Raw genomic sequence first — 26649 nt, 5'->3', positions numbered from 1 at the left:
CAACATAGATTAAATAATTTAATAAAAAATCAAAATAAACAATCATTTTAATTAACAAAATCAAACCATTACGCTAACAAATTTAAAGACAACTCAGTAATCACCATAACTCAGGTATTTACCTTATATTTATAAGTCTTTTTTCAATTCATAATCTTCCTAAGCGAAATACTTGGAAAACATCAATGCCATTATTAGACCAACCACTGCAATTAATATTAACTTTATTTATACTATCTATTTTGCCATTGGTCTTAGTACTAGGTTCCTCATTTCTAAAAATAGCCATCGTATTCTCATTACTACGTAATGCCTTAGGCATTCAACAAACTCCGCCCAATATTGCGATTTATGGGTTAGCATTAATATTAACATTATTTACAATGGCGCCGATTGTCTTAGCTATTCAGGATAATTTGATTAATGAACCGATAGAAATAGAATCCCCCGAGTTTGTCTATAAAGTCGAAAAAAATATATTGCATCCATATCGCGAATTTCTGAATAAAAATACTGACCCTGAACAGCAGTTCTTTTTTATCAACATCGGCCATCAAGTTTGGCCAGAGAAATATCACGAAAAGATCCCTGATGAATCATTGCTTATTTTAATTCCTGCATTTACCGTTAGCCAACTCGTTGAAGCATTTAAAATAGGTTTATTGTTATTCTTACCTTTTATTGCAATCGACCTTATTGTTTCCAATGTATTATTAGCAATGGGAATGATGATGGTATCTCCTATGACAATATCTATGCCTCTTAAATTATTAATTTTTGTGCTAATGGGTGGGTGGGAGAAACTACTGAAACAACTCATACTCTCTTTTTCATAATATGATGGACTATATAATAAATGAGTGAAACACTGGTAATTCAATTAGCAAAACAAATGATGTGGCTAGTTTTACTGCTATCTTTACCAGTTGTAATCGTTGCATCCTGTGTCGGAATTTTAATTAGCTTGTTACAAGCATTGACACAGATACAAGAGCAAACAATTCAATTTCTTGTTAAGTTAATCGCGGTATCTATCACGCTTGCAATTAGCTACCGCTGGATGGGAGATGTTCTCCTTAACTATGCTGAACAAACTTTTGATATGATACTCCGCATGAGAGAATAGCCAGTGATTATTTGGTTTGAATGGTTACCCATATTAGGGCTTTGCATGTTACGCTGCTTAGGTATTTTTCTCCTTGTTCCTTTACTTAATAGCTCTAATTTGGGTGGCACATTAGTCAGGAACTCTCTGATACTAATCCTTGTCTTGCCTATTGCTTATGTGTATCCAGACTGGGGTCAGTCTAATTTAAGCATCAGTGGTTATATCGGGTTAATCATTAGTGAAATCTGTATAGGATTAACTTTAGGATTTTGTGCAGCAATTCCGTTCTGGGCAATGGATGCAGCGGGAACAATAATAGATACTATGCGCGGTTCTTCTATGGCGAGTATCATTAATCCATTATTAGGCCAGCAATCATCATTATTTGGGGTTTTATTTAGCCAAGTATTCAATGTCATTTTTCTTATTACTGGCTGCTTTAATAAGTTGATAGAAACCCTTTATCACTCTTATATTACTTTTCCACCAGCAAGTATCTTACATTATGACATCGATGCTTTTTCTTTTATTGCCAGCCTATGGCAGCTAATGTATGAGTTAGGTATTCGTTTTGCTATGCCTGCTATCGTTATCATCATACTAGTCGATATGGCTTTAGGGTTAATCAACCGCTCAGCACAGCAACTTAATGTTTTCTTCCTTGCGATGCCAATTAAAAGTGCATTTTCACTATTAATGTTAGTGATCTGTTTTAGCTTTGCTTTTAACCACTTATTAGATTATAGCTTGCAATATTTGAGCCTTAGTCAAAAGCTAATGGAATTTTTCAATGAGTGAGAAAACAGAAAAACCCACATCAAAAAAAATCAGAGATTCACGGAAAAAAGGACAAGTTGCGAAAAGTAATGAAATAACAAGCGGAATGCAGCTTGTTGTACTACTTTCTTATTTTAGTTTTGAAGGCCCAGAACTTTGGAATGCATTCAAGTTAATGATTGATACTAATATTAGTTTTATTAACTATAATGAACATTTTGCTATAGGGCAATGGCTCAATGCATTTTCTTCTATCCTTCTACGTTTTATGGGAGGGTTAGCACTCGTAGTCATATTTACTTCTATTTTTAGTATCATGAGCCAGATTGGGCCATTACTTGCAACAGAAGCTCTCACACCATCATTTAAAAAACTGAATGTGATATCTAATTTTAAGCATATTTTTTCAATGCAGAATCTATTTGAATTTGTGAAATCTATATTTAAAACGGTCTCTCTATCCGTTATTTTTTATTTGTTAATAAAAAATAACTCATATTCCATTCAGTTTTTACCTTTAAATCCTATCGGTAATGGAGTTCTTATTTGTATCCACTTGCTTTATATTATGATTTTATCATTAATTGGGTTTTATGTTGTTTTTGGAATAGCTGATTTCGCATTCCAGCGGTATAATAATACCAAAAAATTAATGATGTCACTCGATGAAATAAAGAAAGAGTATAAAAATAGCGAAGGTAATCCTCAATTAAAAAGTAAACGCAAAGCCATTCATAGAGAGATACAAAGTGGCAGTTTATCAAAGAATGTCGCTAAATCTACTGTCGTCGTTAAGAATCCAACTCACGTTGCTGTTTGTTTATATTACAAAAGTAATGAGACCCCGCTACCTAAAGTTATTGAGGTTGGCTTCAACAAACGTGCGTTGCATATCATCCAGTTAGCGGAGAAATCAGGCATCCCCATTGTCGAAAACATTGATGTTGCGCGTTCACTCGCTAAGAAAACAGCGGTAGGAAGTTATATTCCCCCAACTCTATTTGAACCAGTTGCAAACATTTTACGGACAGTTATGAATTTAAATTATGAAAAAGAGAGTATCAGAGATGAAAACTAAAGTTATTTTTTTATTAGTTCCATGCCTAATAATATCTGCTTGCTCAGCGATTAAAAATGATATTCCTAACGATTTAAACACCCCGAATAACAACGAATTAAATCTGACTGAAAAAAATATTAATGATAATTTAGCTTGGTCTGACTTTTTTGATAAAATATCAGAAATTGATAATATGGAGAATTTAGATATATACGAAAATCAGTTAAACAACAAATTTAAAGTTGAGTTTTCCAACCAAGAAAAGCATATTGACAGCCTTAACCCACAAAATATTTCAGTTATGGAATCAGAGAGAAACAATAATTTTGATGTGGATGAAAACATTGAAGACGAGCCAAGTAAACTAAATGAATTACTCGATAACGAAATCACCGAAGAACACAATGAAAACATTGCCAATAAGCTTATTTCGTTACTATTTTCATCCACCCCATCAAATGAAAATGAATTTATTAACCAAGAATAGAAAATTATTCACACACTTCTTATTCAATCGATAATTCATATATATTAAATATTAAGAATGTTGATTATTTTAACTTTAAATAATCAACATACCCTATCAATCCTAACCGCTAATCGTTCACCTATGCGTAGTAGCGTACCAAAAGCAAAAATATGATGACCAATCCTTAATGAAACAGACGTGCTATGATGTGACTCACTTGGTAATAAATAGCCTGGTTTTATCTGACTTAGTTCGTTAACTGACACATTGAAATTAGCAACCTCTACAACGACAGGAATTGGTGCATCTATAACCTGATTTTCCTCACCCATTAAATCGCCAGTAGGTAAACCAATATCAATCCAATCATCAAAAGTCTCCATTAACGTCTCCACAGTAAATACACCAGTCCCTCTATTTTGATGAACAATGGCAAGGGGGCGGTGGGTAAATAAAAAAAAGTTTCCATTCGAGATGTCAGTTTGTTGCTGTAATACCAGAGCACTACCAGCTCGTATTGCACTTATTTGATCTCTAGCCAACAAAGTCCAGCCAGCCACTAACTTAGCGCCAATAATAATTGGTGGATCTTTTTTTTCCTCGCTATTGGGTGATGCATGGCTTACCAGCATTTCTAGCCAAGACCCTGGGGCTTGAGTAACCTGTAAATTAAGCACTCTATCATGGCATCTAGCGCACAACCGCCAGCCCATCCCCTGCGTTAGAATATGAGGTCTCATTTGTTTAACCGTTGGCCATTCAAAACCCTCAATATCCACACATACTTTGAGGGTATCCAATGTCCATTTAGCAAGTACCGCTTTAAATTCTTCAGGGATCATTGAAAAAGAAGGGATAACTAAAACAGAGCTTACCCACTCACACCATTCTTTTTCATCTAACCAAAAACTGATTTCGTCACCATTATGCATAGACGTGTTGAGCAATAATCCTGTTGTCTCATGGCGATGCTCAAATGTGATAGATACCTCCCCTTGATCCCCCATTAATTGGCAGCCCGCTCCTACAATGCTAACAAGCCTAGCCGTTACACTATCGAGTTGAGGTATTGGCATCATTTACCTTTAAAGTTATAGGGTAATTAAACTCTTGAGAAAATAAATTTTCCAACTCAGTAATAACGCCATTAATTTTTTCATAATGAGAGAATATATTTACAGTAAAAATGATCATTACTGCTATCCCTGTATAGTCAGCTTCAATAATCAACCCCTTCAGTGGACCATTCGTTAATTGCCACTTTAATCTATAGGCTTGATTGTGTAAGCTATTGAACGATATTTTTTCTCGTATTTGGTTATACAAATAAGCACTATTTATTGGCTCTACCTCATTTAAAAAATTGCATTTATTCCGTATATCATTATTTGTCGTTATCCTTTCAACAGGAGTAATTAATAAATCTTCAAATTGACGCTTTGCATCTTGATTAGATGCTGATTCTTCCATATCACTATTTAGAAATGTAATACCACGCCGCGGTGAAATAGTTTTACTGTACATACGTTATTCCAATAGAAGTTTTAACTTTTCTTGCTCAAGAATAATTCTTTGTAATAAACCTAATTGATTTTCTTTTTTTATTTTTAACTCAGTGTGTTTGTTCTTTGTTATATTAATTTTTTCAATGATAGACTGATCTTGTTGATAGTAACTTGCCAATTCATTGCGATATGCACTCACTTTATTAGCGGCTAATAACCGTTCATGTGAGCTGTAATCTTTCCATTGCTCACACAGTGTTTTTCTTTGAAGCATGAGTCTTTCACGAGCTTGCAATTGCTCACTTTGTTGTTTTTCTAATTGCACTAATTGCGCTCGAATACCACTTTCACGACGCTTTTTTAAGGAAAGTAATGCCATTATTGTTACTTCATGATTTTGCATAATGCGTCCAATGTTTCTTGAAAATTGCTTAATTCATCGGTTGGCTGACAAAGAAACTCTCGGATTAGTGGTCTTTTGGCTAATGCTTCATCTGATTCAGGATCTTGCCCGACTTGATATTCCCCCACTCGAACCAAGAGCTCAATCTCTTTCCATGCCGCTTGTAGTCTACGTAATTTCCCGGCATTAATGCGGTGCTGTTCCGTGGTAATTTGTCCCATGATCCGGCTAATGCTACTGCTAATGTCAATTGCTGGGTAATGATTTTCCTGTGCTAATTTTCGCGAAAGAACAATGTGTCCATCTAAAATAGAACGCACTTCATCTGAAACAGGTTCATTTATATTATCGCCTTCCACCAAAACAGTATAAATTGCGGTAATACTTCCTGACTCCGCTTGACCGGCTCTTTCTAGAAGACGAGGTAACTGAGCATAAAAACTAGGGGGGTATCCCCCTGATGCCGCAGGCTCTCCTGCTGCCAGCCCTATTTCTCTTGAAGCACGAGCAAAACGTGTTAATGAATCCATCATCAATAGCACATTTTTCCCTTGGTCTCGAAAGTACTCAGCTATTGTTGTCGCAGTATATGCCGCTTTCAAGCGCTCTAATGCAGACTTATCGGAGGTCGCAATGATAATGACACAACGCTTAAGTGCCTGAGGTGTTAAGGTAAGTTCAATAAACTCGCGGACTTCCCTACCTCTTTCTCCAATCAGTGCCAGTACAATAATGTCAGACTCACAACCCTCAGTGATCATGCCTAACAGCGTACTTTTCCCACAACCTGCTGCCGCAAAAATACCAATTCGCTGCCCTATCCCACAAGTCAACAGACCATCAATTGCGCGAATGCCAAGCGGCAATGGCGTATCTATAATCTGCCGAAGGAGAGGATTCGGTACATCGGCTTTCAAGCTGCGAAATTCACCACACTCTGATAAGAAATCAGCACCTTCTAATGGGCGCCCTAAACCATCAAGAACATGCCCCAGAAGAAAATCACCAACGTGAATTTGATGGGTATTCCCTGTTGGAATAACATGAGAACCTACTGTCACACCTAGTGGCTCTGAAAATGGCGACAACATCGCATAGTTGCCATCAATAGCAACCACTTCAGCTTCTATACCACTAGGCTCTAAATAACAAAACTCATAGAGGCTAACATTTGGTAATGATGCACGTAAGAGCGTTGGTCCAATTTCAATTATTTTGCCCGTTAGCCTCACCTCTAACTGTTCCATTTTTAAGGTAATATTTAAGCGTTCAGATAATCTTTGGTAAATAAAGTCCTCATCGGGTTGGCGCATTACTCATACTCCTCAATAAGATCAATATTACCTAAAATACGCAGTTCAACGTCTTCACCTATTTCTTGAAATGAAAGTACATTTAACCCATAAAATTCACGTTCGATGACTTTACGTAAAAAGCGCCTCACATCAATTGTTGTGATTAATACATATTTATTTTGCTGATTATCTTTAATAACCTCATTTATTTCTTCTATCAGTTTTTGGCTAAAAGAAGGTTCTAATGAAGAATAAGATCCTGACGATGTTTGGCGAATTGCTTCACGAATATGATTTTCAATATTGTTACCAATAATCCAGCCGCTAATCCAAGGCTGCCCAAAACTATGCTTAGCAATAATATGCCTGCGTAATCCCATTCTTACATACTCTGTGAGCATCACTGGGTCTTTTTCTCGAGGACTCCACTCAATTAATGATTCAAAAATAGTTCTCAGGTCACGAATAGATATTTTTTCTAAAACTAAACGTTGAAGTATGTCGGCAATACGACCAATAGGAAGTTGTCTTTGAACTTCTTTAACTAGATCTGCATACTTACCTTCCATCGCATCCATTAAGAAACGTGTTTCTTGGACACCAATAAATTCTTTTGCATTACGCTCGACAACAATAGACAAACAGTGAGTGATAATCTCTTCGTCTTGATACAGCACAATTCCCATTGCTAATAACGTTTCTTTATAGTTAGGAGAAACCCACTGTAATAATTGATTACCACTTAGCGAAAGCTTATCCGTATGTTCTGCTTGCATAATATCCGGTGAGCTAATATCTGCTAACATAAGACCTTTCGGTAGCGTAATATTTAAAATAACCTCTTGGTAAAGCAGTATTTGCAATGAGCCCGAAGGTAAGGCGCTATCTATCTGTATATTAATATCCGGTAATGGTATCCCGATCTCCTCAAACTTTTGGAAACGGAAAGTATCGATCTGTGCAGCCAATGTATTTTTATTACAACAATCTTTTGCCATCCTCACAATTAATGGAGTTGAACCTGGACTAATAACGTGGTTAGTTGTATCTCCCTGCATACCTGATGCTGCTGTTGATTGTTCAGAACTATTTCGCTTTCTAGAAAAAAATGAAATGGAAAATATTATGGCTGAAAGCAAGAAAAAATAAATGGTTGGAAATCCGGGTAATAAGCCAAATATAAGTAAAATAACACATGTTAATGCAACTGCTTGGGATTGCTTGCCAATCTGCATCACTAAGTCACCAGCTAGGTTATTATTTTCCTCACCCGATATTCGCGTAACGATAATTCCAGCAGTGATTGATATTAATAAAGCAGGAATTTGGCTAATGAGCCCATCTCCAATGGATAGAATTGCATAGGTCGAAAAAGCAGTACCCGCATTCATATCATGTATCATCATACCAACGGCGGTTCCGCCTAGTATGTTAACAAATATAATGATGATGCCCGCAATCGCATCGCCTTTAACAAACTTCATGGCACCGTCCATCGCACCAAAAAGCTGGCTTTCCTTTTGTACTAAGCCTCGTAATCTTCGCGCTTCATCTGCATCAATTGTTCCCGCTCGCAGATCACCATCAATACTCATTTGCTTACCCGGCATAGCATCCAACGAGAAGCGTGCACTCACTTCAGCAACACGTTCCGAGCCTTTTGTGATTACAATAAACTGCACAATCGTAATAATCAGGAAAACAGTTAGCCCAACACCTAAGCTCCCCCCAACCGCAAATTTTCCAAAAGTCTCAATAATATCTCCGGCATCAGCCTGCAATAGGATCAAGCGTGTTGTACTAATTGTTAGTGATAGACGATACAGTGTTGTAATTAATAATACGGCAGGAAAGGTAGAGAATTCTAATGGGCTTTTAATATAGATAGCCATCATCATTAAAAGGATAGACAGCATCAGATTAAGCGCAATCATAAAATCGACTAACCCTGTTGGTAGTGGAATGATCATCATAAAAATAGCCACTAACAGCAGGATAACGAGAAAAATATCTTGTCTACGTGAGGCTATTATTAAAAACTGCTTAATCAATTCCATTATTTAATACCAACAACTTCATCCAGTAATTTTTGCATAGTTTTAAAACAATAAACCCAATGATGAATTGAGCTAGTTGTATTCACTGTACAGCTCAGCATTAGATAATCTCCAGCTATCCAAGGACGTAATAATGTCCCTTTAGTCCTAGCTGGAAAACACTTTGATAATATTTTCAATAATATTTTTTCTCTATACGCAGGCTCTATTATTTTTCCTATAGTAAAAACAATATTGTCATTTATATATTCAATATAAAAATTATAATGTGGATGTGAAAATTCCATTTTTTCCGATATGCTATTATCTGGTAAGCCGACCAGTAATAAAAAACTTTCTAACCAACGCTCAGTTTGTAATTCCATCCGTTTTCTTAAAATAGAATACTATTTTAGTATCGATAATATCATCTAATAATCTTACGATTCATAAAATCAGGTTTTTACCTGAAAGGTAATATTTCATTATTCTGATTCATCTAATTTCTGTAAATATTCAAGGAAGGTATCAATAATAACGTTGCGTTGCTCATCGTCCATAAAACAAGTATCAGGTAATAACTTGATCAACTCCATCAGTCCTTTCGCATAACTATACTTATTTTCTAATACTTGAGCTGAAATTTCATTGTCTAACCAATCTATATACAGCCAAGATTGTTGCACTATCTCGAGTAATAAATGGGTAATTTTCTCACCAGTAAGATTTGGGGTATCAAGGTAATTCGCCAAACGGTGGCTATGTGATTTGATAGTGAGAAATTGTAACACCCATTTTAAGTCCGTAATGACTGCAGCCAAGCGAATATCTGTTGCTTTATAACCTGCGGATAGCTCAAAAGCGAGTGTACGGATCAGCGTTCTGAGGTGTCGTTGATCCCCGCTATATTGACTAAATTGTTTAAGCCAATAGAGTAATTCAGGCTGGGAGCTAACCGCTTGCTGATATAATAAACGTAACCCAGCCAACTCTTGTAAATTAGTCGCCCCAAATTCCACACGAGCAAATAATTTCAAAACCCACTCTTTATCATCGGCTATGATTTTCGTTAAGGCTTGCTTGAGCATTTCTTTATGCTGTAAAGAAGTTCCCTCTTTGCCATTTAGCATATTAGCTAGGAGTAAAATACTTTCTCCTGTATCAAAGCGATGCCGCTGAAAACTATTAAGAAGATCATCAATTTCTTCAACCTTCGATACGCCGCCGATACGATGGCGTAACTCACTCATACTATCAGGATCTGCATCCTCTAAATTCTTTGCAAGCCGCTGTAACATGCCTCGAGTTGAACGTTCTGAAACTCGAGGGTTATACCCCCCTCTCATACGTACAAAATTACCAATTGCTAGCCCGATATTTTCTTGAGCTTCTTGTAAAGAATAATTCTCGAAGAAATCACTATCAAAGTTAGGTATGTCAATATCCAATTGGCTTTGTGTAAACTCAAGGGCTGATTGCGCAGGAATGACTTGCGTTATCGATTTACTTTTCTCACCCTGACGAGCAAGCTCTACATTTTGTTGAGTCAATTGCTGACTTTTAGCTAAAGATATTCGGGAATCAATGGGCTCAATTTTGCCAGACATAGTATATCTCTTATTTCGTTAATAAAATGCGCTCACAAATTGATTTAAATTGTTCTTGCAGATTAATATGAAGATTAAATAAAGAGGAAGAAAGTAATGCTTCATCTTTGCCTTTTGTATCATCAGGTATAATATTCAGCCATGGATAATCAGAAAATAATTCAACAAATTCATTGTGTTGGCTAGAATGAATATACAACGTTGCCACTTTTTCATTATTCATCATCTCAAGTTTATCTTTCAGCTGCTTAGCCAATAACTCTGCGCTACTACTTTCAATAAAAAATGAGCTGACTATATTAGCAAGTACATTTTGCAAGCAAGATTCCAAGCGTATTAGAATATTTTGCTCTAGCTGATGCTCGGCCACCAACCATTCAATTGTATCCGCTGTTATCTTTTGTCTAATATAAGGGGCTTCCTCCTCCAATAAACGGATACCCTCTTGATAAGCCGCTTGGCGTAAGTCCTCACATTCTTGTGTTATTTTTTCTCTATGGCTTAAAGACTCTTGGTAGATAACTTGTGCTTTTTGTTCTGCGATTTTTATAATGTCATTTGCAGAAAAATAGTCGCTAAGTTCATCGGGGGAAATAATCGAGCCAAATATAGGCATATCCGGTAATGAAATTACCGGCGTTTTAATGATATTCATAAAAAACGCCCAACCCGCAACAGCCAAGGAATAATGCTACCAAGGTGAGGAACCTCTTTAGCAGGCTGTATTGGAAACAATGTTCCTAACGCCTGATAAACAATACAATTGTTTTTTTCTGAATACCACCAACTTAACCCTATCTCCTGCGCCTTCATAATAAAATCATCTTCTGAATAAAGGCATTGGGACGATGAGTTCTGAAATACACCAATCGCCAGTAATTGCTCACAACCTCTCTCACCAAATATTTCAACCAAATGACGGCGATAATGACCAAATAATAAATAATCAGGGCTCGCTAATACTAAAAGTCCCATTGCAATAAACAATTTCATCAGTTGTGTCTCTAATGCAAGAAACTGGCACTGATATGCGTCAAGGTCTCTCGGTATGGGAGACATAGGAAGCCCTTTGCGCTGAATAATAATTTGATCAATCAAAGGGCGACAAGCCGCTGATTGTTGGTACACCAATTGCCACTGAGACAACTCTAATTGTTCCCACCATGAAGGATGCATCCATTGACCAGGTCGCCAGAATAAATCATGTAATCGTTGCTGCTCAGCCCCAATAATCGTATTCATACTTTATTTTGAGATTTGCTTTTGAATATCATTAATAAAATGGTCATACCTACTATAAATATGATAGCGCCCCCCCAAGGAACATATTTTTTCCATTCAAACCTATCCGTTGCTTTACTTTTAGGTTTAGCTTGCTGGAAACGATAATCAGCCATTTGCATCACAACACTGATATTTTCGACTTTCAAATTTGAAATAGATTTCTGAACTAGCCTACGAATTTCCGGTTCTTTAGTTTGCATATTGATATGTGGTGCATACTTAAGAAATATCGATGCCGTTGGCGGGGGTATCTCACGACGATTTGTATTGGGACTTTCCGATATAGCGACCTGAGCAATAATAATACCGTCCATACTCAATAACATTTTCTCGATGTTTTGTTCTTTCAAATAAGTAATTTTTGCCTGTTCTTGCGCAGGGGATGTTACTAGTTGCCCAGCCGGAAATAAGTCAGCAATACTCTCAGTTCGTTTATTAGGTAAACCTTGTTGTCGTAACACTTCAACAGCATTCGCAAAATCTCCTTTCTCTACATTAATAGTAATACCGCTGCCTTTGATAACACTTTTTTCTGCATCAATATTTCGCAACATTAATAATGCTAACATCTGATTAGCTTCTTCTTCAGTAAGATCACTATAAAGTTCTATTTTGCACCCCACCAAACAAAATAGAACTAATACAATAAAGCTAAACCTAACGGAAAATTTCATTACTGCATACTTACCAATTTATTAATTCCTTGAGAAAGCTGTCCTGTCACTTTTGCAATAAAGTCAACTTCCACCATTGCATTTTTAAGGAATGATTGCGCTCTTAACATTGTTGCCGGATTATTAAGAACATCCTCTGTCGCTCGGGCATGACTAATAGTATCTGAGACGGCTAACGATTTTTCTTGTAACGATGTCATTAGCACTTCTTCTGGATAAGCCTCGTATTGCCCTAATAACATGTTGTTAAATAACTCTACATCCTCAATACGCTCAACTGAAGTAATACTATCTGCCGGTAATGTTATATTAGTTGAAGATAAGGGTGTTATATCCATAGTATGGTACCTTTCTTAATTAGTCTTATATTAATATATAACCATTTTACTGATGGTTTATATGATGAATGAGTTGTCTTAATATCTCAGCTTCATGGGATAAATTTCCTTGCAGCTTCTCCTGTGCTAAATATAGATTATTCATACCAATTAACATCGTGATATCAATAATATTGCGAGCATGTTCATTCTCAGTTAAACATGATAGAGTATTGCGAATACTTTCTGCTTCAAGATAAAGACCATTATTAACAGCAGCTAGGCCACATTCAATTATCAATTTCCTAACACCGTCATCTAACGAAATCATATTTTCTGAATTATCCCAGATAACATATCTTTTACAGCTCGCATGATTGCACTTTGGTAGCTCACGAAAACAGAATATTGCTGAATAGCAAATTGAGCTTGTAACATTCTTGCAGGATCGTTTAAATCCGCAGCAGTGACTTTTGACTGTACTTCATTACCTGCTTTATCAACCAACTGTGATAATTGATTAGTTATTGCTTCTATATCCATAATTATTTCTTGATGCCATGATGTTTTATTTGAAGTGAACGATTACGATATTGCTTTGGACTACAATTTAAATAACGACGAAATCTATCGGTAAAATGGGCATGACTAGAGAATCCACATTCAATAGCAATATCAATGACTCTCATCGATGTTGTCGTTAGTAACTGCTTTGCATACTTAATTCTTCGCTCCAGTAACCAACGTTTCGCAGTTTGACCATAAGTACATAAAAATAATTCATTAAACTTACGTACAGGTAAATCAAACTCTTGAGCTAATCGAACAACTGACCACTGACGCATAAAATGGGTCTCAATAAAAGAACAAAAGTCTTTATTACCTGAAATATATTTATACAGCAAAGCAGAAAAATATTCGTTATCAAATCCTAGGCAATAGGTATATGCAAATTGTAAAAAATTATCCTCAGAAAGCTGTAACAAATAGGTAAATACATCCAATACTTTTTTTTCTGCACGAATAACTTTAAGTGGCTCAGTATTATATAACTTAGATACCTGTGGATGTAATAAACTAATCAGTTCGGGATAAATTTTTTGCAAATTTACGGCGTTAAACTTAACAGCTAACGGTTCATAACCAAACCCTCTTTTCACTATACTCGCATCACTATTTGTAACGACTAAACAACTCGCCGGAATGGTATATAGTTTACCATATAAAGATAGCTGTCCTGCTTCTGTACTAATAATAAACTTTACCCCTGGCATATACCCCCCTAAAATCTAGTTTTGATTATTTTCTGACTTCAAGAGGAATAGCAGTATCAGGTATTAACCTGATATTATTTTGTTATCAACTAGTTAATTAACTATAAGATAATAATAATTAAAATTAAATAAAAAAAATCTGATAGTTTCAATATAAATTCGAAAAAAAACTATTTTTAAACAATTAACATTGACCTTACTAATCACGAAGCATTTATCTTCGCAAGTTTATCAACATGTAATTATAAAGGAAAAAACTATGGTTTATTACGATTTTGACCAAAATGGTGCAAACCTCTACCCTACTCCAGAGACATCATATGCCGGCGGTAGTCTAATAAACAATGATAATAATGTAAGTCATGGTGATACGGCTTACCGAAGTGCAATGACAAACCATTCCCTTATGGGTACAGCTATGGTTACCATGGAAAACATTATGTTGTTATTTACTGAGCTAGCGAATTCAAAATTTGAAGCCATGTCTAAAAAGACAGAAGTAGCTCGTGATGCTCAAGATATGGCTAACCGAGTTGACCGCGTTATTGCTGATTTAGATAAGCCTGATTCGACGGGTGAGTTACCTCCAGATGTTATTCATTATATGCGAGTTAACAATATCATGATTGATGGTAACCAAAGTATTGATGACTTTATGAAAGGCAAAAATGGAAAATTAGATAAAGGTGATTTAACCGCCGTTAAAGCCGCGTTAGAGTCAGCTTCTGGTCGTGCATCCGATTTCGTACAACAAAATCAGCTTAAACTTCAACAGCTTATGCAGAACTTCAATACCGCAGTGACAATGGCAAATAGTATTCAAAGCATGAATGCCGAATCCACTAAATCCATCGCTCAATCTATTCGCTAATAATTAGAGTATCGTTGATACTATTATTATAGGATTGAAGATGAACACATTAATTCAGTTTAAAAATATGATTAATGAATTACAACGTTGCAGAATGAATGTCAAAAAACAAATTGATGAATTTAATTTATTGCAAAATGAAATTAAAGAGCTGCATGATAAAGCTAACCAAGATCCAGATGCTTTACATAAACTCACTAAATTCAATAATGTCATAAATTCTGAGGATACTAAAAAAATCATTAAACAATCAGAAGAAGTGAAACATGTTTTTAATCAATTAAAAAAACAGTTTGCGCAACTTTCGGTTGATAATATTGAAGAGAAAAACGCTAATTTAATATTAGAAAAGAAAAAAAATATAACAAAAAAACAATATCGTAATTTTGTTTAATTTTTATTTCTTATTTTTTAAATTCCTCTATTGCTATCATCATGAGATTTATATGCCAAAAACCGTTAGCACTCCGTCGCAATCTGAAAGCGATGATAATTTGCAACATTTTTTAGCGCGTGGTGGCTCATTAAAATTAATTGCTGGTTTAAATAGCCAGCAATTAGCACGGCTTTACGCATATGCTAATCAGTTGTTTGATACTCACAATTTCTCTGCTGCACATAATATTTATCATTTATTAAGCTGTTTTGATCAATGGGAACCTGAATATCTAATTGCTTTAGGGTTATGCCATCAACGCTTAGGCAACCATGAAGATGCCATAACTCATTTTTCACGTGCAGGGATCATAAAAATTGATGATCCCCGCCCTTCATTTTTTGCAGGTCTGAGCTATCACTTGCTTGGTAATACCACATATTCAGCTAAAGCCTTCAATGCGGCTATAGGTTGGTGCGGCGATCGTTCTGAATATCAAGATATAAAACAAAGTGCACGCGAAATGCTAAAAACCATATTGGAGGCACAATAATGTCGATGTCCCTTACTCATTCTTTTTATAATAAAAATATACCATCAGAAAATTGGATAAATGAAATACCAACAGACATTACTAAAAATACTGCTCAAGCAATTTCATTTCAACGTTGTGAATTAAATAATTTTTCCCCAAAGCATAGTCGACCACTGACGGAATTGGCGACACCAAAAGCAAATACAGAGGAAGTCACACAAGCTCAAGCTGCCGACGACCTTGATAATCTATTTCAAACATTGAACCAACTTTCTGTGGAGAATAAAAACAGTCGCGTAAACAATCCGATAATCAATATGTCTTTGACGACAGTAGAAGGGCTGCCAATGAATTCAATGTTTGCAGCATCATTATTACTCGTCGGGCAGGTATTAGGCGATATTGCAGCCACAAAAGGTGAAATGCTAGAAATTATCACCAAGAAGCAAGACTTGCTGCGAATGGAAGAGGTTAAAAATATTCGAGAACAGATGAATAACGCTGTAGAGCAACAAGATAAAGCGAGAAAAGCGGGCATTATTGGCGTGATTTTCGACTGGGTCATTGCCACTGTTGAAGTGGTTGTTGGCGTTGCAAAAGTGGTAGGGGGAACGCTATCAGGTAATGCATTAATGGCCGCAAGTGGTTCCATGGATTTTATGGCTGGGCTTGCAGGGATTGGTAAAGCAGTCGCTAATACAATGGCTTTAATCGACTCTAATAATGCAGAAAAATACCATGCAATGGCAGATAAGTTTGGTAAAGCTCAGCTATCATTCGAAATTATAGGAGCCACTATTGATATTACCAGCGCTGTCCGTAATGCGCTTGCAACAAAGATTGTCCCCAAAGTTGCCACTAAAGTTTTACAAGAAGGGGCAGGTGAAGCGTTAAATGCCGCAATAAAAGAAGGTAGCCAAACCGCCATCAAAAGCCTTTCAAAATCAATTGGCCAAGAAGTCAGTACCCAAGTTGGTAATAAAGTTATTAATAAACTAGGTCAGCAAGCTGCGGAAAGCGTCAGTAAAAGTATGTTTAACAAGATGGTAGATGCTTTCTCACAAAAGGCCATTGAAGAAATGGTTACTAAATCAGTAGAAAAAGCAGCGCAAAAAGCAGCGAAAAAGGCGGCTAAACATGGCACACAAATTACCACCGATACATTGATTAAGAATGTATCCAAACAAATACAAAAAGACGTTTTAAAAGCGGTCAGCAAAGCTTCGGTAACCCGTCTAGATTTCTTTTTGCAGTCATCTAGAGTGGTAATGACAGGCACTCAACAAATCTCTATTGGCGCTTTAGAAATACAAAAAGCCAAGCTACAAAAACAAATAGATCAATTGATGCTGGACCAAAATTGGCTTCAAAATCTATTCGAATTTTTTGAGGAAGAAAAAAAGGAAACAGTAAAGAAAGTGAGTTCTTTACAAGAAGACAAAGCGAATGTCATCCAAGATGGAACTAAGCTATTAAGTACAATTGCATCCACACAAATGCATATGGCTTCATCGATGGTTTAATTAAGATGCATATCTCTTCCACAACAAATGGGGCATTGATTGATAATTCTCAACCGATACAAGGAATAAACAGTCACCCTGAGATAATATTGGCTTCTAATGAAAAGGCATTAGCGACTTTTCCCATTAAATTTACCGAGGAGCAACTAAATTATGAGCTCATTGATTTTACATCTCATTCGAAGACTGCAATTGATGACCTCAAGCAAGACGCACCACAGCAACAAAAGCTACTCGCTTTAATAGAAGAATCAGCGCCTGGTGTTTTCTCAAACTGTATACCAACAAATGAAGATTGGGACAATACAGTGAAATCACTCAATTTAAGCGAAAGTAAGCTTATCGATATTATTTCATTGTTGATTGAATTAATGGGAAAAGTAGGTGAAAGTATGCGAAAAAGAGGGGAGCAAATATTACCGACGCTATCTTCTATACATATTATTAATTATACCTTAGGTTGCATAAGTTCAGAGTTAATCAACCAAAGTACATTGAACTCTAGTAAGACAATGTTAATTGATGCTATAAAACAAACTCCAACAGCAGGAGTTAACTATTACCAATCACAGACAAATAATAATTTTTCTCCCATTAGTATTAAAGAAATAAATGATACAACAACATGTAGTGCCGAGGTACTTCATGAAGGCCAATCTATCGCACAGCATACTTCAGCTCAACAGTTGAATGACTATACCGAATTAGGAAGCCAAGTCAGTAATATAAGTCAATCCATGCTAGGTTCATTATATTCAATTGATAAAAGCATGATGTATTCATTACTCAGTGAGGCAAATAATTTTATCAATTTAGATAGTAATGAGATCGCCAACGCTATTGTTAAAAATGATAATGCATTTTCTAAAAAATAAACACTAAATAAGGTAAGAATATGAACACCATCAGTGAAAAGACAAACAATATCGAAGAAATTAATATTAATAGCAGCGAAATATCTCGTACATCAACCTCTCTTGGTATCTGCGCGACAATAGATGTCATGGTTTTATTACTACAAAAAATAAATAGTGATATGCGTGATATACAGCGAGATCACTATGCATCACAACAAAGCACCGCATTTAAAAAAGAACTGACCGCAATAGCCACAAAACAAGCAGCCATTGAACTAAATTACAAAGCAACACTATCGAATGCAATTGCAAAGACAACCTCGGGTGTTATCAGTGTAGCGGGGGCTGGCTTAGGTATTGCAAGAGGAGCAAGTTTAGGTGGAGAATTTATATCATCAGGAACAAGTGGTCTCGGAAGGCTTACCGAAGGTTCCGTTTCTGCTGGCATGGCAAATACCACTCGAGATGCACAAAAGAAACAAGCGCTCGGTGACTTTCAATCTAGTTCAGCAACTGAATACTATAAGTCATTGTCAAATATCGCAGATTCAGGTGCTGAAGCCTCTAAACGTATGGCGAATTTAACTCGAGAGCTGAATGAATTACGAGATAGAATTTTTTCCGCTGTAAGATTTTAATTATTAATCACTTATTTCTTATAAAAAAGATAGAAAAACATGATGCAAGTAGATATCGTCACAGACTATTTATATAAAAAAGGTAAAAATCCAATTAAAACTTTCTTTAATCAGAGTGAAGTTTTTATCGGCTGGAAAGTTACCTACCCTGACTTTGAAGTCATTTATCGATTAGATAACAAGGAATTAATTATTTGTGATTTCACATCGACATCATCATGTGAAAATAAAGGAACTTCTGCAATTTCTTTTATTAAATTCATTCATGATTTGGAAAAGTCACTTACCCAAATAGAATCAGTTAGAGGGCTATTTTTAAATAGTCCTCACCCTAAACTCACTAACCTTCGTCAACGACTAATAAATGCACTTATATCACAGGGAGCCGAATGGAATGATATTGATAATGAGAAATGGCTAGTTTATCAATTTAAAAGATAATAAATAAAATAGACATATAAAATAAATACACTTCAAATATTATAAAATAAAAAAATAAAAATATTATTTGACATCTATAACAAATTATCTATAAAAGTATAATTAATAGTAAATAAATCCTATAAAGTTAAAATGAAGAAAAAAGTCTTATTAGTCGAAGATCATGTATTATTAAGTGCCGGAATAAAGCATTTTCTTTCATACCTTCCAGAATATGAAGTCATCGGTGAAGTCACTAATGGGCTGCAGGTTTATGAAACTTGTCAGAAATTAATGCCAGATATCATCATATTAGATCTTGGTTTACCCGGAATGGATGGTATCGATGTTATTTGTCGCTTAAAGCAACGATGGCATGAGCTCAGAGTTATTGTCTTAACTGCTGACTGCGTAGAGCATCGCGCTTGCTCCGCGATAAATGCGGGTGCGATGGGTTATGTGCTAAAAAATAGCTCACAACAAACTTTATTATCCGCCCTACAATCTGTTGTTTTTATGGATCGCGTATTTATCGATCCACAACTCAGTGAGGCACAAATCCTTGAGTTACCCCAAACAAAAGAGCCTGTACGCCTCACGATGCGTGAAAGGCAAATACTCAAGCTAATATCAGAAGAACGGCGCAATCGAGATATTGCGGAAGACTTAAAAATCACCATAAAGACAGTTGAGACACATCGTCTGAACCTAATGCGTAAGTTGGGCACACACAGTTCTGTCGGGTTAGTAAAATGGGCTTACCGATTAGGAATTTGCTAGTTTTTATATATTCTTGATAAAAAGTAGGCTCTTTTTAGGCACTAAAATTATTTAATCCATTGAAAAACAATGGTTAATATTTAAATTTTATATAAATCATATAATTACATTATTAATTATAAGATATATTATTTTGGTTAAAAATAATGCTTTACAAATGATAGTGATAAGCATTATCATTAATATCACCTCCTCGATACGGTTACTTAGTCACCCATTGTTGGAGGTACGACATTGCTCACATTGCTTCCAGTGTTTACTTTAGCCAGCCTTGTGCTGGCTATTTTTTTATCTACATTAACAAGTGAGTTGACTACAATTTCCGCAACGCCATATCCATCCATTTCCTTCACTTATCTCAAACGTACTTATTCAAATTTTTTGGATCCTATGGTTAATAGCAGCTACTTTTCTCCCTGAGTAAAACGGTTAAACTGTCAGCAATTGATTTAGAGAGAAGTTCAACCACGGTTGGATTATCCAGCTAGGAGATAACACAATGATCTATTTACGCAAAGCAAATGAACGTGGGCATGCTAACCATGGTTGGCTCGACAGTTGGCACACTTTTTCATTCTCTAGCTACTACGATGAAAAATTTATGGGCTTTTCGGCTCTGAGAGTGATTAACGAAGACTTTATTGCCGCAGGACAGGGTTTTGGTACTCACCCTCATAAAGACATGGAAATTTTGACCTATGTGCTAAATGGCACTGTCGAACATAAAGACAGCATGGGTAATATGGAACAAATTCCAGCGGGTGAGTTTCAAATTATGAGTGCAGGAACGGGGATCCGCCACTCAGAATACAACCCAAGCAGTGATAAAGAGCTACATTTGTACCAAATCTGGATCATTCCTGAAAAAACAGGTATTGAACCACGTTATGAACAAAAGCGCTTTGATTCACTTGATGGCAAACAATTGGTTCTGTCACCTGATGCTCGTGACGGTTCACTGAAAGTTTATCAAGATATGGCTTTATGGCGCTGGGCATTACCTGCAAATGACGTACAAACCCACGAGATCGCACAAAAACGTGTCGTCTGGATCCAAGTCGTTAAAGGTAACGTTGACGTTAATGGTCAAAAAGCCTCTACCAGTGATGGGTTAGCTATTTGGGAAGAAGCTAACTTAACCATCAAAGCGGATGAAGACAGCGAAATTCTGTTATTTGACCTGCCTTCTGCCGAATAATCGCAATATCAACAAGAAAGGCTCTACTGTGTAGAGCCTTTTTCTATCACACAAAACACATTAACGAATTACAGTTTAGGGCCGGCTTTCACTAAAGCAGCACCTGCTGGTGTATCCGTGTACTTGTCGAAGTTATTCACGAAACGGTTCGCTAAATCCTTCGCTTTTTCATCCCACTGTGCTTTATCTGCATAAGTATTACGCGGATCAAGAATATTCGTATCCACGCCAGGTAATGCTGTTGGGACTTCTAAATCAAAAATTGGCAGTTTAATGGTATCGGCTTTTTCGATATCGCCACTTAATATTGCATCAATGATGGCACGAGTATCTTTGATTGAGATACGTTTACCTGTTCCATTCCAGCCTGTATTCACTAAATAAGCTTTCGCTCCCGCAGCTTCCATACGTTTAACTAATACTTCTGCGTATTGTGTTGGGTGCAGTGATAAGAAAGCCGCGCCAAAACACGCTGAGAACGTTGGTGTTGGTTCAGTGACACCACGCTCTGTACCGGCTAATTTCGCGGTGAAGCCAGACAAGAAGTGGTACTGAGTTTGCTCAGCTGTTAAACGGGAGACTGGCGGTAACACACCAAATGCATCTGCCGTCAGGAAGATAACTTTTGTTGCGTGACCCGCTTTAGAAACTGGCTTAACGATGTTTTCGATATGGTAGATTGGATAAGAAACACGGGTGTTTTCAGTCTTAGAACCATCATTGAAATCAACAGATCCATCAGCCAATACCATGACGTTTTCTAGTAGAGCGTCACGTTTAATTGCGCCATAGATGTCTGGCTCAGCTTCTTTAGACAAATTGATCGTCTTCGCGTAACAACCGCCTTCGAAGTTGAATACGCCATCGTCATCCCAGCCGTGCTCATCATCACCAATTAACTTACGTTTTGGATCAGTAGACAGTGTGGTTTTACCTGTGCCTGATAAACCGAAGAAAATAGCAACGTCGCCATCTTCACCCACGTTAGCAGAACAGTGCATTGAAGCGATGCCTTTTAATGGCAGCAGGTAGTTCATCATTGAGAACATACCTTTCTTCATTTCACCGCCGTACCAAGAGCCACCGATTAACTGCATGCGTTCAGTTAAGTTGAAAGCAACAAAGTTCTCTGAGTTCAGACCTTGTTCTTTCCAGTTAGGGTTAGTGCATTTTGCACCGTTCATCACGATAAAATCAGGTTCAAAACCCACGAGTTCTTCATCGGATGGACGAATAAACATGTTTTTAACAAAGTGAGCTTGCCATGCAACTTCAGTGATAAAACGGACTTTCAGGCGAGTATCTGCGTTCGCACCACAGAATGCATCAACAACAAACAGACGCTTGCCGGATAACTGCTCAGTCACAAGATGCTTCAGACTGCTCCAAACCTCTTGGCTCATTGGTTTGTTATCGTTTTTACCTTTGCCTTGGTCTGCCCACCATACTGTATCGCGAGTAACATCATCACGAACAATATATTTATCTTTTGGTGAACGACCCGTAAAGATACCTGTATCGACTGCAACCGCACCTAATGTGGTCACTGTGCCACGTTCATAACCTTCAAGTTCTGGTTTGGTTTCTTCCGTGAATAATAGTTCATAACTTGGGTTATAAACCACTTCAGCGACATCATGAATACCGTACTTTTCAAGTTCCTTCAGGGTAATGCTTTTAGCGCTCATTATTTTGCTCCTGGTAAACATAACTAATCTGCAGATGATCATAATTCTTTACGACTAATTAACAGCGATAGTTATCAAAGAATTGAAAATGTATAATTTTTTTTAATTCATAATGAGACTTAGAGCACGTAATAATGCTTTAAAATTATAAAAAAAAGGTGCAGAATTGCACCCTTGTCACATAATTAGGTTGCTAAATCGTATCAGTGAAGTTGCTGATTTCGCTCATCATTTAACCCTTCAATATCGGATTCAATAAATACGTAGTGTGTGCCACAATATTCACACTCCATATCAATTTTTCCATCTTTGTGCAAAATACTGATAACATCCTCTTTAGGTAAAGTTGCAAGTGTGCTTTCACAACGTTCCCTTGAACAGGTACAACGAAACTCCACAGATTGTGGGTCATATAAAGTAATATCTTCTTCGTGATACAGACGGTATAAAACCTCTTTAACACCCAATGTACTCAACTCTTGGCCCTTAATGGTTGCCGTCAGTTGCACTAAGTGATCAAAAAAGTCGTGGCTAGTATCGTCCGCAGCAGGCAACACTTGCAATAACATCCCCCCCGCACTTGCCTTACCGTCAACTTCTCCCACACGAATAAATAAACGCGTTGGTAACTGCTCTGATTGACGGAAGTACGCATCAATACTTTCTTCGATAGAATTCCCTTCAATCGCCACAATCCCTTGGTAACGTTCCCCTTGTTTAGGGGTAATGGTAATGACCATAAACCCATTGCCAATCATTTGCTTAAGCGTACTTCCTGCCACAACGGGGCCATCAACGCGCGCAACGCCGCGCATTTGTTGTAGGTTATTACCATTAATAACAGCCATTTTAACAGGGCCATCACCTTGGATTTGAACGGTAATATCACCATCAAATTTCAGCGTTGCCGTTAATAAACTGGTCGCAACAAGCAGCTCGCCCAATAAGCCTTTTACTGCGATGGGATAATCATGATTTTCTAAAATGTGTTCAAAGGTCTTATCGACGCTAATCATTTCTCCACGTACGGAATGTTGTTCAAACAGAAAACGATGGAGTTGGTCTGGTTTTGACATAATTTCTCTCTATTGCCTATTGCTCGGGCGGTTGCTCTGGCCATCATTAAGATGGCTCATGGGAATTCGTTTGTTTAAATTTTAGCAGAGTTCGTCGCTCTTTTTTATCTGGACGACGCTCTGGATGAGGCATTGTTAGCGCATTCATTTTGCGCGCGGCCGCTATTTTTTCCCGTTGTTCAATGCTTTCTGCCGTTTCACGATAAAGTAATTGAGCTTCAGGTGCCCCTCTACGCTGACTACTGATTTCAATGATCTCAATCGTCCGTTCATCATTTCCCTGCCTCAGCTTCACCAATGCATGAAGCTCGACGATTTTTCCGGGCTTGGTTCTTTGCCCATTATAATGAACTTTTCCGCCATCAATCATTTCACGAGCGAGAGAGCGTGTTTTATAAAAACGCGCAGCCCAAAGCCACTTATCGAGGCGAACAGGTTCTATAGACGATTGATTCACGGTGCCTCCTCACAATCAGTCTTCATCAAACTAAAATGAGGCTCCCACCATTTCGGGGTATTGCTAATGACGATTGGAAGGGTTATTAGCCTCAAAGCATTTGTCGTAGTATTGCGTAATATTACGTAGTCGCTTCTTATTATTCAAAATACGAAACACAATTAGCGAACCGTTCAATAACGCACAAAAGATAAGAAACAAGACAAAAAGTGTACTACAGACATATTGTGAGACAATATCTTCATTTGGCTCTTCATGTAACACGATATGCAGTGTGCCATTGGCATCTGTCGATAAGTTAGTCACAATCCCCGCCACATTAAAGGGGGTGTTAATTAACAAATTCGATAAACGATGAAGCTCTTTCCAACGTTCCAGTTGTGACAACTCATTAAAATTAAACGATGGCCCCACCATTAAATCCACTAGAGGCTTGTTTTCATCACTCACAAACAACACTCCACCTGGGGGAGGGCTGTTAATTTTACGTACTTCTTTGTCTATTTCTTTCCTGATAAATTCATATGTGGTGTCTTCAACGATATTTTCCAAGGCCTCAGCACTTCCTGCACGTAATAAAACATGCGCACCACTTAATTTTCCTGATGATGCTTTACTGACTAATGTCGACCACTCATCGGTACTTCCTAGGTTTGTCAGGGCATTTTTGAGTTTTAGACAGGCGTTATCATCATGACACAATTGGTCTGTTTGCATAATAATGGCGGAAAAATCAAAGATAATATTCATTCCTGATTTCATGATGTCGCGCTGTAATCTTGGGTTTACGCCAATAGCATTTTTATCAGGATGCAATTGGCTTTTGACTGTGTTAAGTAAGGATATGGATCGATCAGCGACTTCAGACTGAGGCTCTGTCGACAAACTGATGTTATTCCAATAAATACCTGAACAATCAAATGGAACGAATTGTGCCTGATTGGTGTCATCTAAATTCGGAGGACGATAACACATCCCCTTACCTTGCGCGGTTAGGGTATCTCCAATTTTCAGTTTATGAGAAACAAGCTCAGTCACGTCAGTCACATTGATTTTTTGTGTTCCGCCAAACCAAGCAAAACCCAATTTAATGGGCAGACTCATGGATTGGTAAGAAAACACTAGGGCAATTACAACTAATGCACCGATGAACATCAGTACATTTTTTTTGTAACGCTTATAAGGATAATACCGCTCTTCTTCATGCAGCGACAGATATTGCCCATGGCGAATGACTTCCCCCGTTGGGTAAAAATCAATATTTACGGGTCTATCTGCTTCGTATTTTAAATAGTCTTCCCAATGAGGAGGATAATGTAAATCTATACCACCAACAGAGGCATTAGTGGAGTATTTTTTATCTAATTCACCATACAATTCCCAGCGCTTTGGCTGCCCATAAATACACTGAACATCTTGGTACTTACGAGGAAACATTTTTGAACGAAAGAGGACTAACGCGCCGATAATAAAAACCAGTAATGCGATCGCAAGTCCCCACCCTTGCAAAATCCGTATAGAAATTAAGGTGATGTAGCCGAGTAAAAAACTTAAGCAAATCAGCCCTGCACCTAACCACCCTGTGGAATGATATAAACGGTGTTCCTCTGGCGTTTCTTGACGAACACGCAGTAATTCCACATTATGTTGCCCACGCTCTTGGATAGCCGCTTCAGGGGCAGCAGTGAACGATGCAGCATTGCCGAGCCATTCATGACTAAAATCCTTTAATGAATGACTATTCATCGATACAATCAGCGGTAAATGATCCGTCTCCACTATCTCCATGACATTTTGCCGTTGCAAGTAAGGCTCAAGCTGTGATGGAAGTTGCACTTCAATTGTGTCGATAAAATAGCGCCAGCTATTTCCTTGTTCTTGACGTAAATTAAAACGTGTCACGGAATGGCAAACGGTCGCGATTGTCGAATTTTTCTTAATTTGCCACGGCTTATGTGAAGGAGTATTCGAAATTGAAGCGGAATAATTTAAATACTGCGTGATTGTTTGGTAGTCGGAATCAATCATTTTACGAAAGGAAGGTGAGGCCACCGACGGTATCTGATAGACACCAGAGTGCCGCCCCCGCCTGAAATACAGGAAGGAAGCCATTATAGTTAGGCTAATAACAACAATAGCCGTTATAATGACATGATTTAACATTGTTTCCCCAACAGAAAATGAATAAGAAAAGCATAGCAACCCTTCTGCTTTCTCAAAATAAGCCGATTCCTATTCTATTTATGGTTTTTATTTTATTTTACAATATGTTGTAAAAAAATATTTTATTTATTTATCTGTGCTATCCCCGTGCACGAATAGGCTAACAGCCATTTATCTACTCGATCATCTCTATCATTTTTTTTTGATATAGGTCATAGTGACATCATGATGTCAAAATACTGGCAACGCCGAGTAAAA

At 37.2% G+C, this 26649-nt stretch carries 32 protein-coding genes; 14 read left to right on the top strand and 18 right to left on the bottom strand.

Annotation, left to right across the window (positions count from 1 at the left end; translation table 11 throughout):
* Positions 1–185 precede the first annotated feature (185 nt).
* From sctR to AB6N04_RS17000, 5 genes are read left to right on the top strand one after another with little or no spacing between them, the layout of a single operon-like run.
* Positions 186–836, top strand: coding sequence for a type III secretion system export apparatus subunit SctR (gene sctR / locus AB6N04_RS17020; protein ID WP_369309405.1), 651 nt, complete (start codon positions 186–188; stop codon positions 834–836).
* 20 nt (positions 837–856) lie between these two features.
* A complete protein-coding gene (gene sctS, locus AB6N04_RS17015) occupies positions 857–1126 on the top strand; it encodes a type III secretion system export apparatus subunit SctS (protein WP_369309404.1) in 270 nt (89 codons plus the stop codon).
* A gap of 3 nt (positions 1127–1129) precedes the next feature.
* Positions 1130–1906 (top strand): type III secretion system export apparatus subunit SctT, encoded by a 777-nt coding sequence (gene sctT / locus AB6N04_RS17010; protein ID WP_369309403.1) that lies wholly within the window; start codon positions 1130–1132, stop codon positions 1904–1906.
* A complete protein-coding gene (locus AB6N04_RS17005) occupies positions 1899–2963 on the top strand; it encodes an EscU/YscU/HrcU family type III secretion system export apparatus switch protein (RefSeq protein ID WP_369309402.1) in 1065 nt (354 codons plus the stop codon). The genes sctT and AB6N04_RS17005 overlap by 8 nt, the downstream gene beginning before the upstream one ends.
* The gene (locus AB6N04_RS17000) at positions 2953–3432 is read left to right on the top strand and encodes a hypothetical protein (protein ID WP_369309401.1); all 480 of its coding nucleotides are present in this window, start codon (positions 2953–2955) and stop codon (positions 3430–3432) included. The genes AB6N04_RS17005 and AB6N04_RS17000 overlap by 11 nt, the downstream gene beginning before the upstream one ends.
* An 83-nt stretch (positions 3433–3515) precedes the next feature.
* On the opposite strand, the gene AB6N04_RS16995 is transcribed toward AB6N04_RS17000, so the two are convergent.
* From AB6N04_RS16995 to AB6N04_RS16930, 14 genes are all read right to left on the bottom strand, one after another.
* Positions 3516–4490 carry a FliM/FliN family flagellar motor switch protein gene (locus AB6N04_RS16995; RefSeq protein WP_369309400.1) on the bottom strand — a complete coding sequence of 325 codons (975 nt, stop codon included), beginning with the start codon at positions 4488–4490 and terminating at the stop codon, positions 3516–3518.
* Entirely contained in the window at positions 4468–4938 is a 471-nt protein-coding gene (locus AB6N04_RS16990) for a hypothetical protein (protein ID WP_369309399.1), read from the bottom strand. The genes AB6N04_RS16995 and AB6N04_RS16990 overlap by 23 nt, the downstream gene beginning before the upstream one ends.
* Before the next feature lie 3 nt (positions 4939–4941).
* Complete coding sequence (locus tag AB6N04_RS16985; protein WP_369309398.1) at positions 4942–5322, bottom strand: hypothetical protein; 381 nt, start codon at positions 5320–5322, stop codon at positions 4942–4944.
* Positions 5304–6635 carry a type III secretion system ATPase SctN gene (sctN, locus tag AB6N04_RS16980; RefSeq protein WP_369309397.1) on the bottom strand — a complete coding sequence of 444 codons (1332 nt, stop codon included), beginning with the start codon at positions 6633–6635 and terminating at the stop codon, positions 5304–5306. The genes AB6N04_RS16985 and sctN overlap by 19 nt, the downstream gene beginning before the upstream one ends.
* Positions 6635–8674 carry an EscV/YscV/HrcV family type III secretion system export apparatus protein gene (locus tag AB6N04_RS16975; protein WP_369309396.1) on the bottom strand — a complete coding sequence of 680 codons (2040 nt, stop codon included), beginning with the start codon at positions 8672–8674 and terminating at the stop codon, positions 6635–6637. The genes sctN and AB6N04_RS16975 overlap by 1 nt, the downstream gene beginning before the upstream one ends.
* Entirely contained in the window at positions 8674–9039 is a 366-nt protein-coding gene (locus AB6N04_RS16970; RefSeq protein ID WP_369309395.1) for a type III secretion chaperone SycN, read from the bottom strand. The genes AB6N04_RS16975 and AB6N04_RS16970 overlap by 1 nt, the downstream gene beginning before the upstream one ends.
* A 99-nt stretch (positions 9040–9138) precedes the next feature.
* The gene (locus AB6N04_RS16965) at positions 9139–10260 is read right to left on the bottom strand and encodes a TyeA family type III secretion system gatekeeper subunit (protein WP_369309394.1); all 1122 of its coding nucleotides are present in this window, start codon (positions 10258–10260) and stop codon (positions 9139–9141) included.
* Between the two features lie 10 nt (positions 10261–10270).
* A complete protein-coding gene (locus AB6N04_RS16960; protein WP_369309393.1) occupies positions 10271–10915 on the bottom strand; it encodes a hypothetical protein in 645 nt (214 codons plus the stop codon).
* On the bottom strand, positions 10912–11502 hold the full coding sequence (locus tag AB6N04_RS16955; protein WP_369309392.1) for a type III secretion system domain-containing protein: 591 nt from the start codon (positions 11500–11502) through the stop codon (positions 10912–10914). The genes AB6N04_RS16960 and AB6N04_RS16955 overlap by 4 nt, the downstream gene beginning before the upstream one ends.
* Positions 11499–12218: a type III secretion system inner membrane ring lipoprotein SctJ gene (gene sctJ, locus AB6N04_RS16950; RefSeq protein ID WP_369309391.1), complete on the bottom strand. Its 720-nt coding sequence runs from the start codon at positions 12216–12218 to the stop codon at positions 11499–11501. Before sctJ ends, AB6N04_RS16955 begins: the two co-directional genes overlap by 4 nt.
* Positions 12218–12556: a type III secretion system inner rod subunit SctI gene (gene sctI / locus AB6N04_RS16945; protein WP_369309390.1), complete on the bottom strand. Its 339-nt coding sequence runs from the start codon at positions 12554–12556 to the stop codon at positions 12218–12220. The genes sctJ and sctI overlap by 1 nt, the downstream gene beginning before the upstream one ends.
* 46 nt (positions 12557–12602) lie before the next feature.
* The gene (locus AB6N04_RS16940) at positions 12603–12866 is read right to left on the bottom strand and encodes an EscG/YscG/SsaH family type III secretion system needle protein co-chaperone (protein WP_369309389.1); all 264 of its coding nucleotides are present in this window, start codon (positions 12864–12866) and stop codon (positions 12603–12605) included.
* The gene (gene sctF / locus AB6N04_RS16935; protein WP_369309388.1) at positions 12863–13078 is read right to left on the bottom strand and encodes a type III secretion system needle filament subunit SctF; all 216 of its coding nucleotides are present in this window, start codon (positions 13076–13078) and stop codon (positions 12863–12865) included. The genes AB6N04_RS16940 and sctF overlap by 4 nt, the downstream gene beginning before the upstream one ends.
* 2 nt (positions 13079–13080) lie before the next feature.
* Positions 13081–13809, bottom strand: coding sequence for a helix-turn-helix transcriptional regulator (locus tag AB6N04_RS16930; RefSeq protein WP_369309387.1), 729 nt, complete (start codon positions 13807–13809; stop codon positions 13081–13083).
* A 259-nt stretch (positions 13810–14068) separates the two neighbouring features.
* Between AB6N04_RS16930 and AB6N04_RS16925 the strand changes: the two genes are divergently transcribed.
* From AB6N04_RS16925 to AB6N04_RS16885, 9 genes are all read left to right on the top strand, one after another.
* Entirely contained in the window at positions 14069–14680 is a 612-nt protein-coding gene (locus AB6N04_RS16925; RefSeq protein WP_369309386.1) for a hypothetical protein, read from the top strand.
* Between the two features lie 40 nt (positions 14681–14720).
* On the top strand, positions 14721–15074 hold the full coding sequence (locus AB6N04_RS16920; RefSeq protein WP_369309385.1) for a hypothetical protein: 354 nt from the start codon (positions 14721–14723) through the stop codon (positions 15072–15074).
* A 52-nt stretch (positions 15075–15126) separates the two neighbouring features.
* Positions 15127–15609 (top strand): SycD/LcrH family type III secretion system chaperone, encoded by a 483-nt coding sequence (locus AB6N04_RS16915; protein ID WP_369309384.1) that lies wholly within the window; start codon positions 15127–15129, stop codon positions 15607–15609.
* Positions 15609–17114, top strand: coding sequence for a type III secretion system translocon subunit SctE (sctE, locus tag AB6N04_RS16910; RefSeq protein WP_369309383.1), 1506 nt, complete (start codon positions 15609–15611; stop codon positions 17112–17114). Before AB6N04_RS16915 ends, sctE begins: the two co-directional genes overlap by 1 nt.
* 5 nt (positions 17115–17119) lie before the next feature.
* Positions 17120–17989 carry a hypothetical protein gene (locus tag AB6N04_RS16905; RefSeq protein ID WP_369309382.1) on the top strand — a complete coding sequence of 290 codons (870 nt, stop codon included), beginning with the start codon at positions 17120–17122 and terminating at the stop codon, positions 17987–17989.
* A gap of 20 nt (positions 17990–18009) precedes the next feature.
* Positions 18010–18609, top strand: a complete 600-nt coding sequence (locus tag AB6N04_RS16900) for a hypothetical protein (protein WP_369309381.1) — start codon at positions 18010–18012, stop codon at positions 18607–18609.
* A 39-nt stretch (positions 18610–18648) separates the two neighbouring features.
* The gene (locus AB6N04_RS16895) at positions 18649–19050 is read left to right on the top strand and encodes a hypothetical protein (RefSeq protein WP_369309380.1); all 402 of its coding nucleotides are present in this window, start codon (positions 18649–18651) and stop codon (positions 19048–19050) included.
* Positions 19051–19182: 132 nt separating this feature from the next.
* The gene (locus tag AB6N04_RS16890) at positions 19183–19809 is read left to right on the top strand and encodes a two component system response regulator (protein ID WP_369309379.1); all 627 of its coding nucleotides are present in this window, start codon (positions 19183–19185) and stop codon (positions 19807–19809) included.
* 499 nt (positions 19810–20308) lie between these two features.
* Positions 20309–21007, top strand: coding sequence for a pirin family protein (locus tag AB6N04_RS16885; protein ID WP_369309378.1), 699 nt, complete (start codon positions 20309–20311; stop codon positions 21005–21007).
* Positions 21008–21075: 68 nt separating this feature from the next.
* Here the strand turns inward: AB6N04_RS16885 and pckA are convergent, their stop codons facing one another.
* The 4 genes from pckA to AB6N04_RS16865 form a co-directional block, all read right to left on the bottom strand.
* Positions 21076–22695: a phosphoenolpyruvate carboxykinase (ATP) gene (pckA, locus tag AB6N04_RS16880; protein ID WP_369309377.1), complete on the bottom strand. Its 1620-nt coding sequence runs from the start codon at positions 22693–22695 to the stop codon at positions 21076–21078.
* 203 nt (positions 22696–22898) lie between these two features.
* Entirely contained in the window at positions 22899–23771 is an 873-nt protein-coding gene (hslO, locus tag AB6N04_RS16875; RefSeq protein WP_369309376.1) for an Hsp33 family molecular chaperone HslO, read from the bottom strand.
* A 46-nt stretch (positions 23772–23817) separates the two neighbouring features.
* Positions 23818–24228 carry a ribosome-associated heat shock protein Hsp15 gene (gene hslR / locus AB6N04_RS16870; RefSeq protein WP_369309375.1) on the bottom strand — a complete coding sequence of 137 codons (411 nt, stop codon included), beginning with the start codon at positions 24226–24228 and terminating at the stop codon, positions 23818–23820.
* A 63-nt stretch (positions 24229–24291) separates the two neighbouring features.
* Positions 24292–26391: an IgaA/UmoB family intracellular growth attenuator gene (locus AB6N04_RS16865; RefSeq protein WP_369309374.1), complete on the bottom strand. Its 2100-nt coding sequence runs from the start codon at positions 26389–26391 to the stop codon at positions 24292–24294.
* Positions 26392–26649 lie beyond the last annotated feature (258 nt).

The sequence above is a fragment of the Providencia rettgeri genome (assembly GCF_041075285.1).
Classification (GTDB): domain Bacteria; phylum Pseudomonadota; class Gammaproteobacteria; order Enterobacterales; family Enterobacteriaceae; genus Providencia; species Providencia rettgeri_G.
The sequence above is the reverse complement of the archived record's forward strand: the minus strand, read 5'-3'. Positions and strand labels throughout refer to the sequence as shown.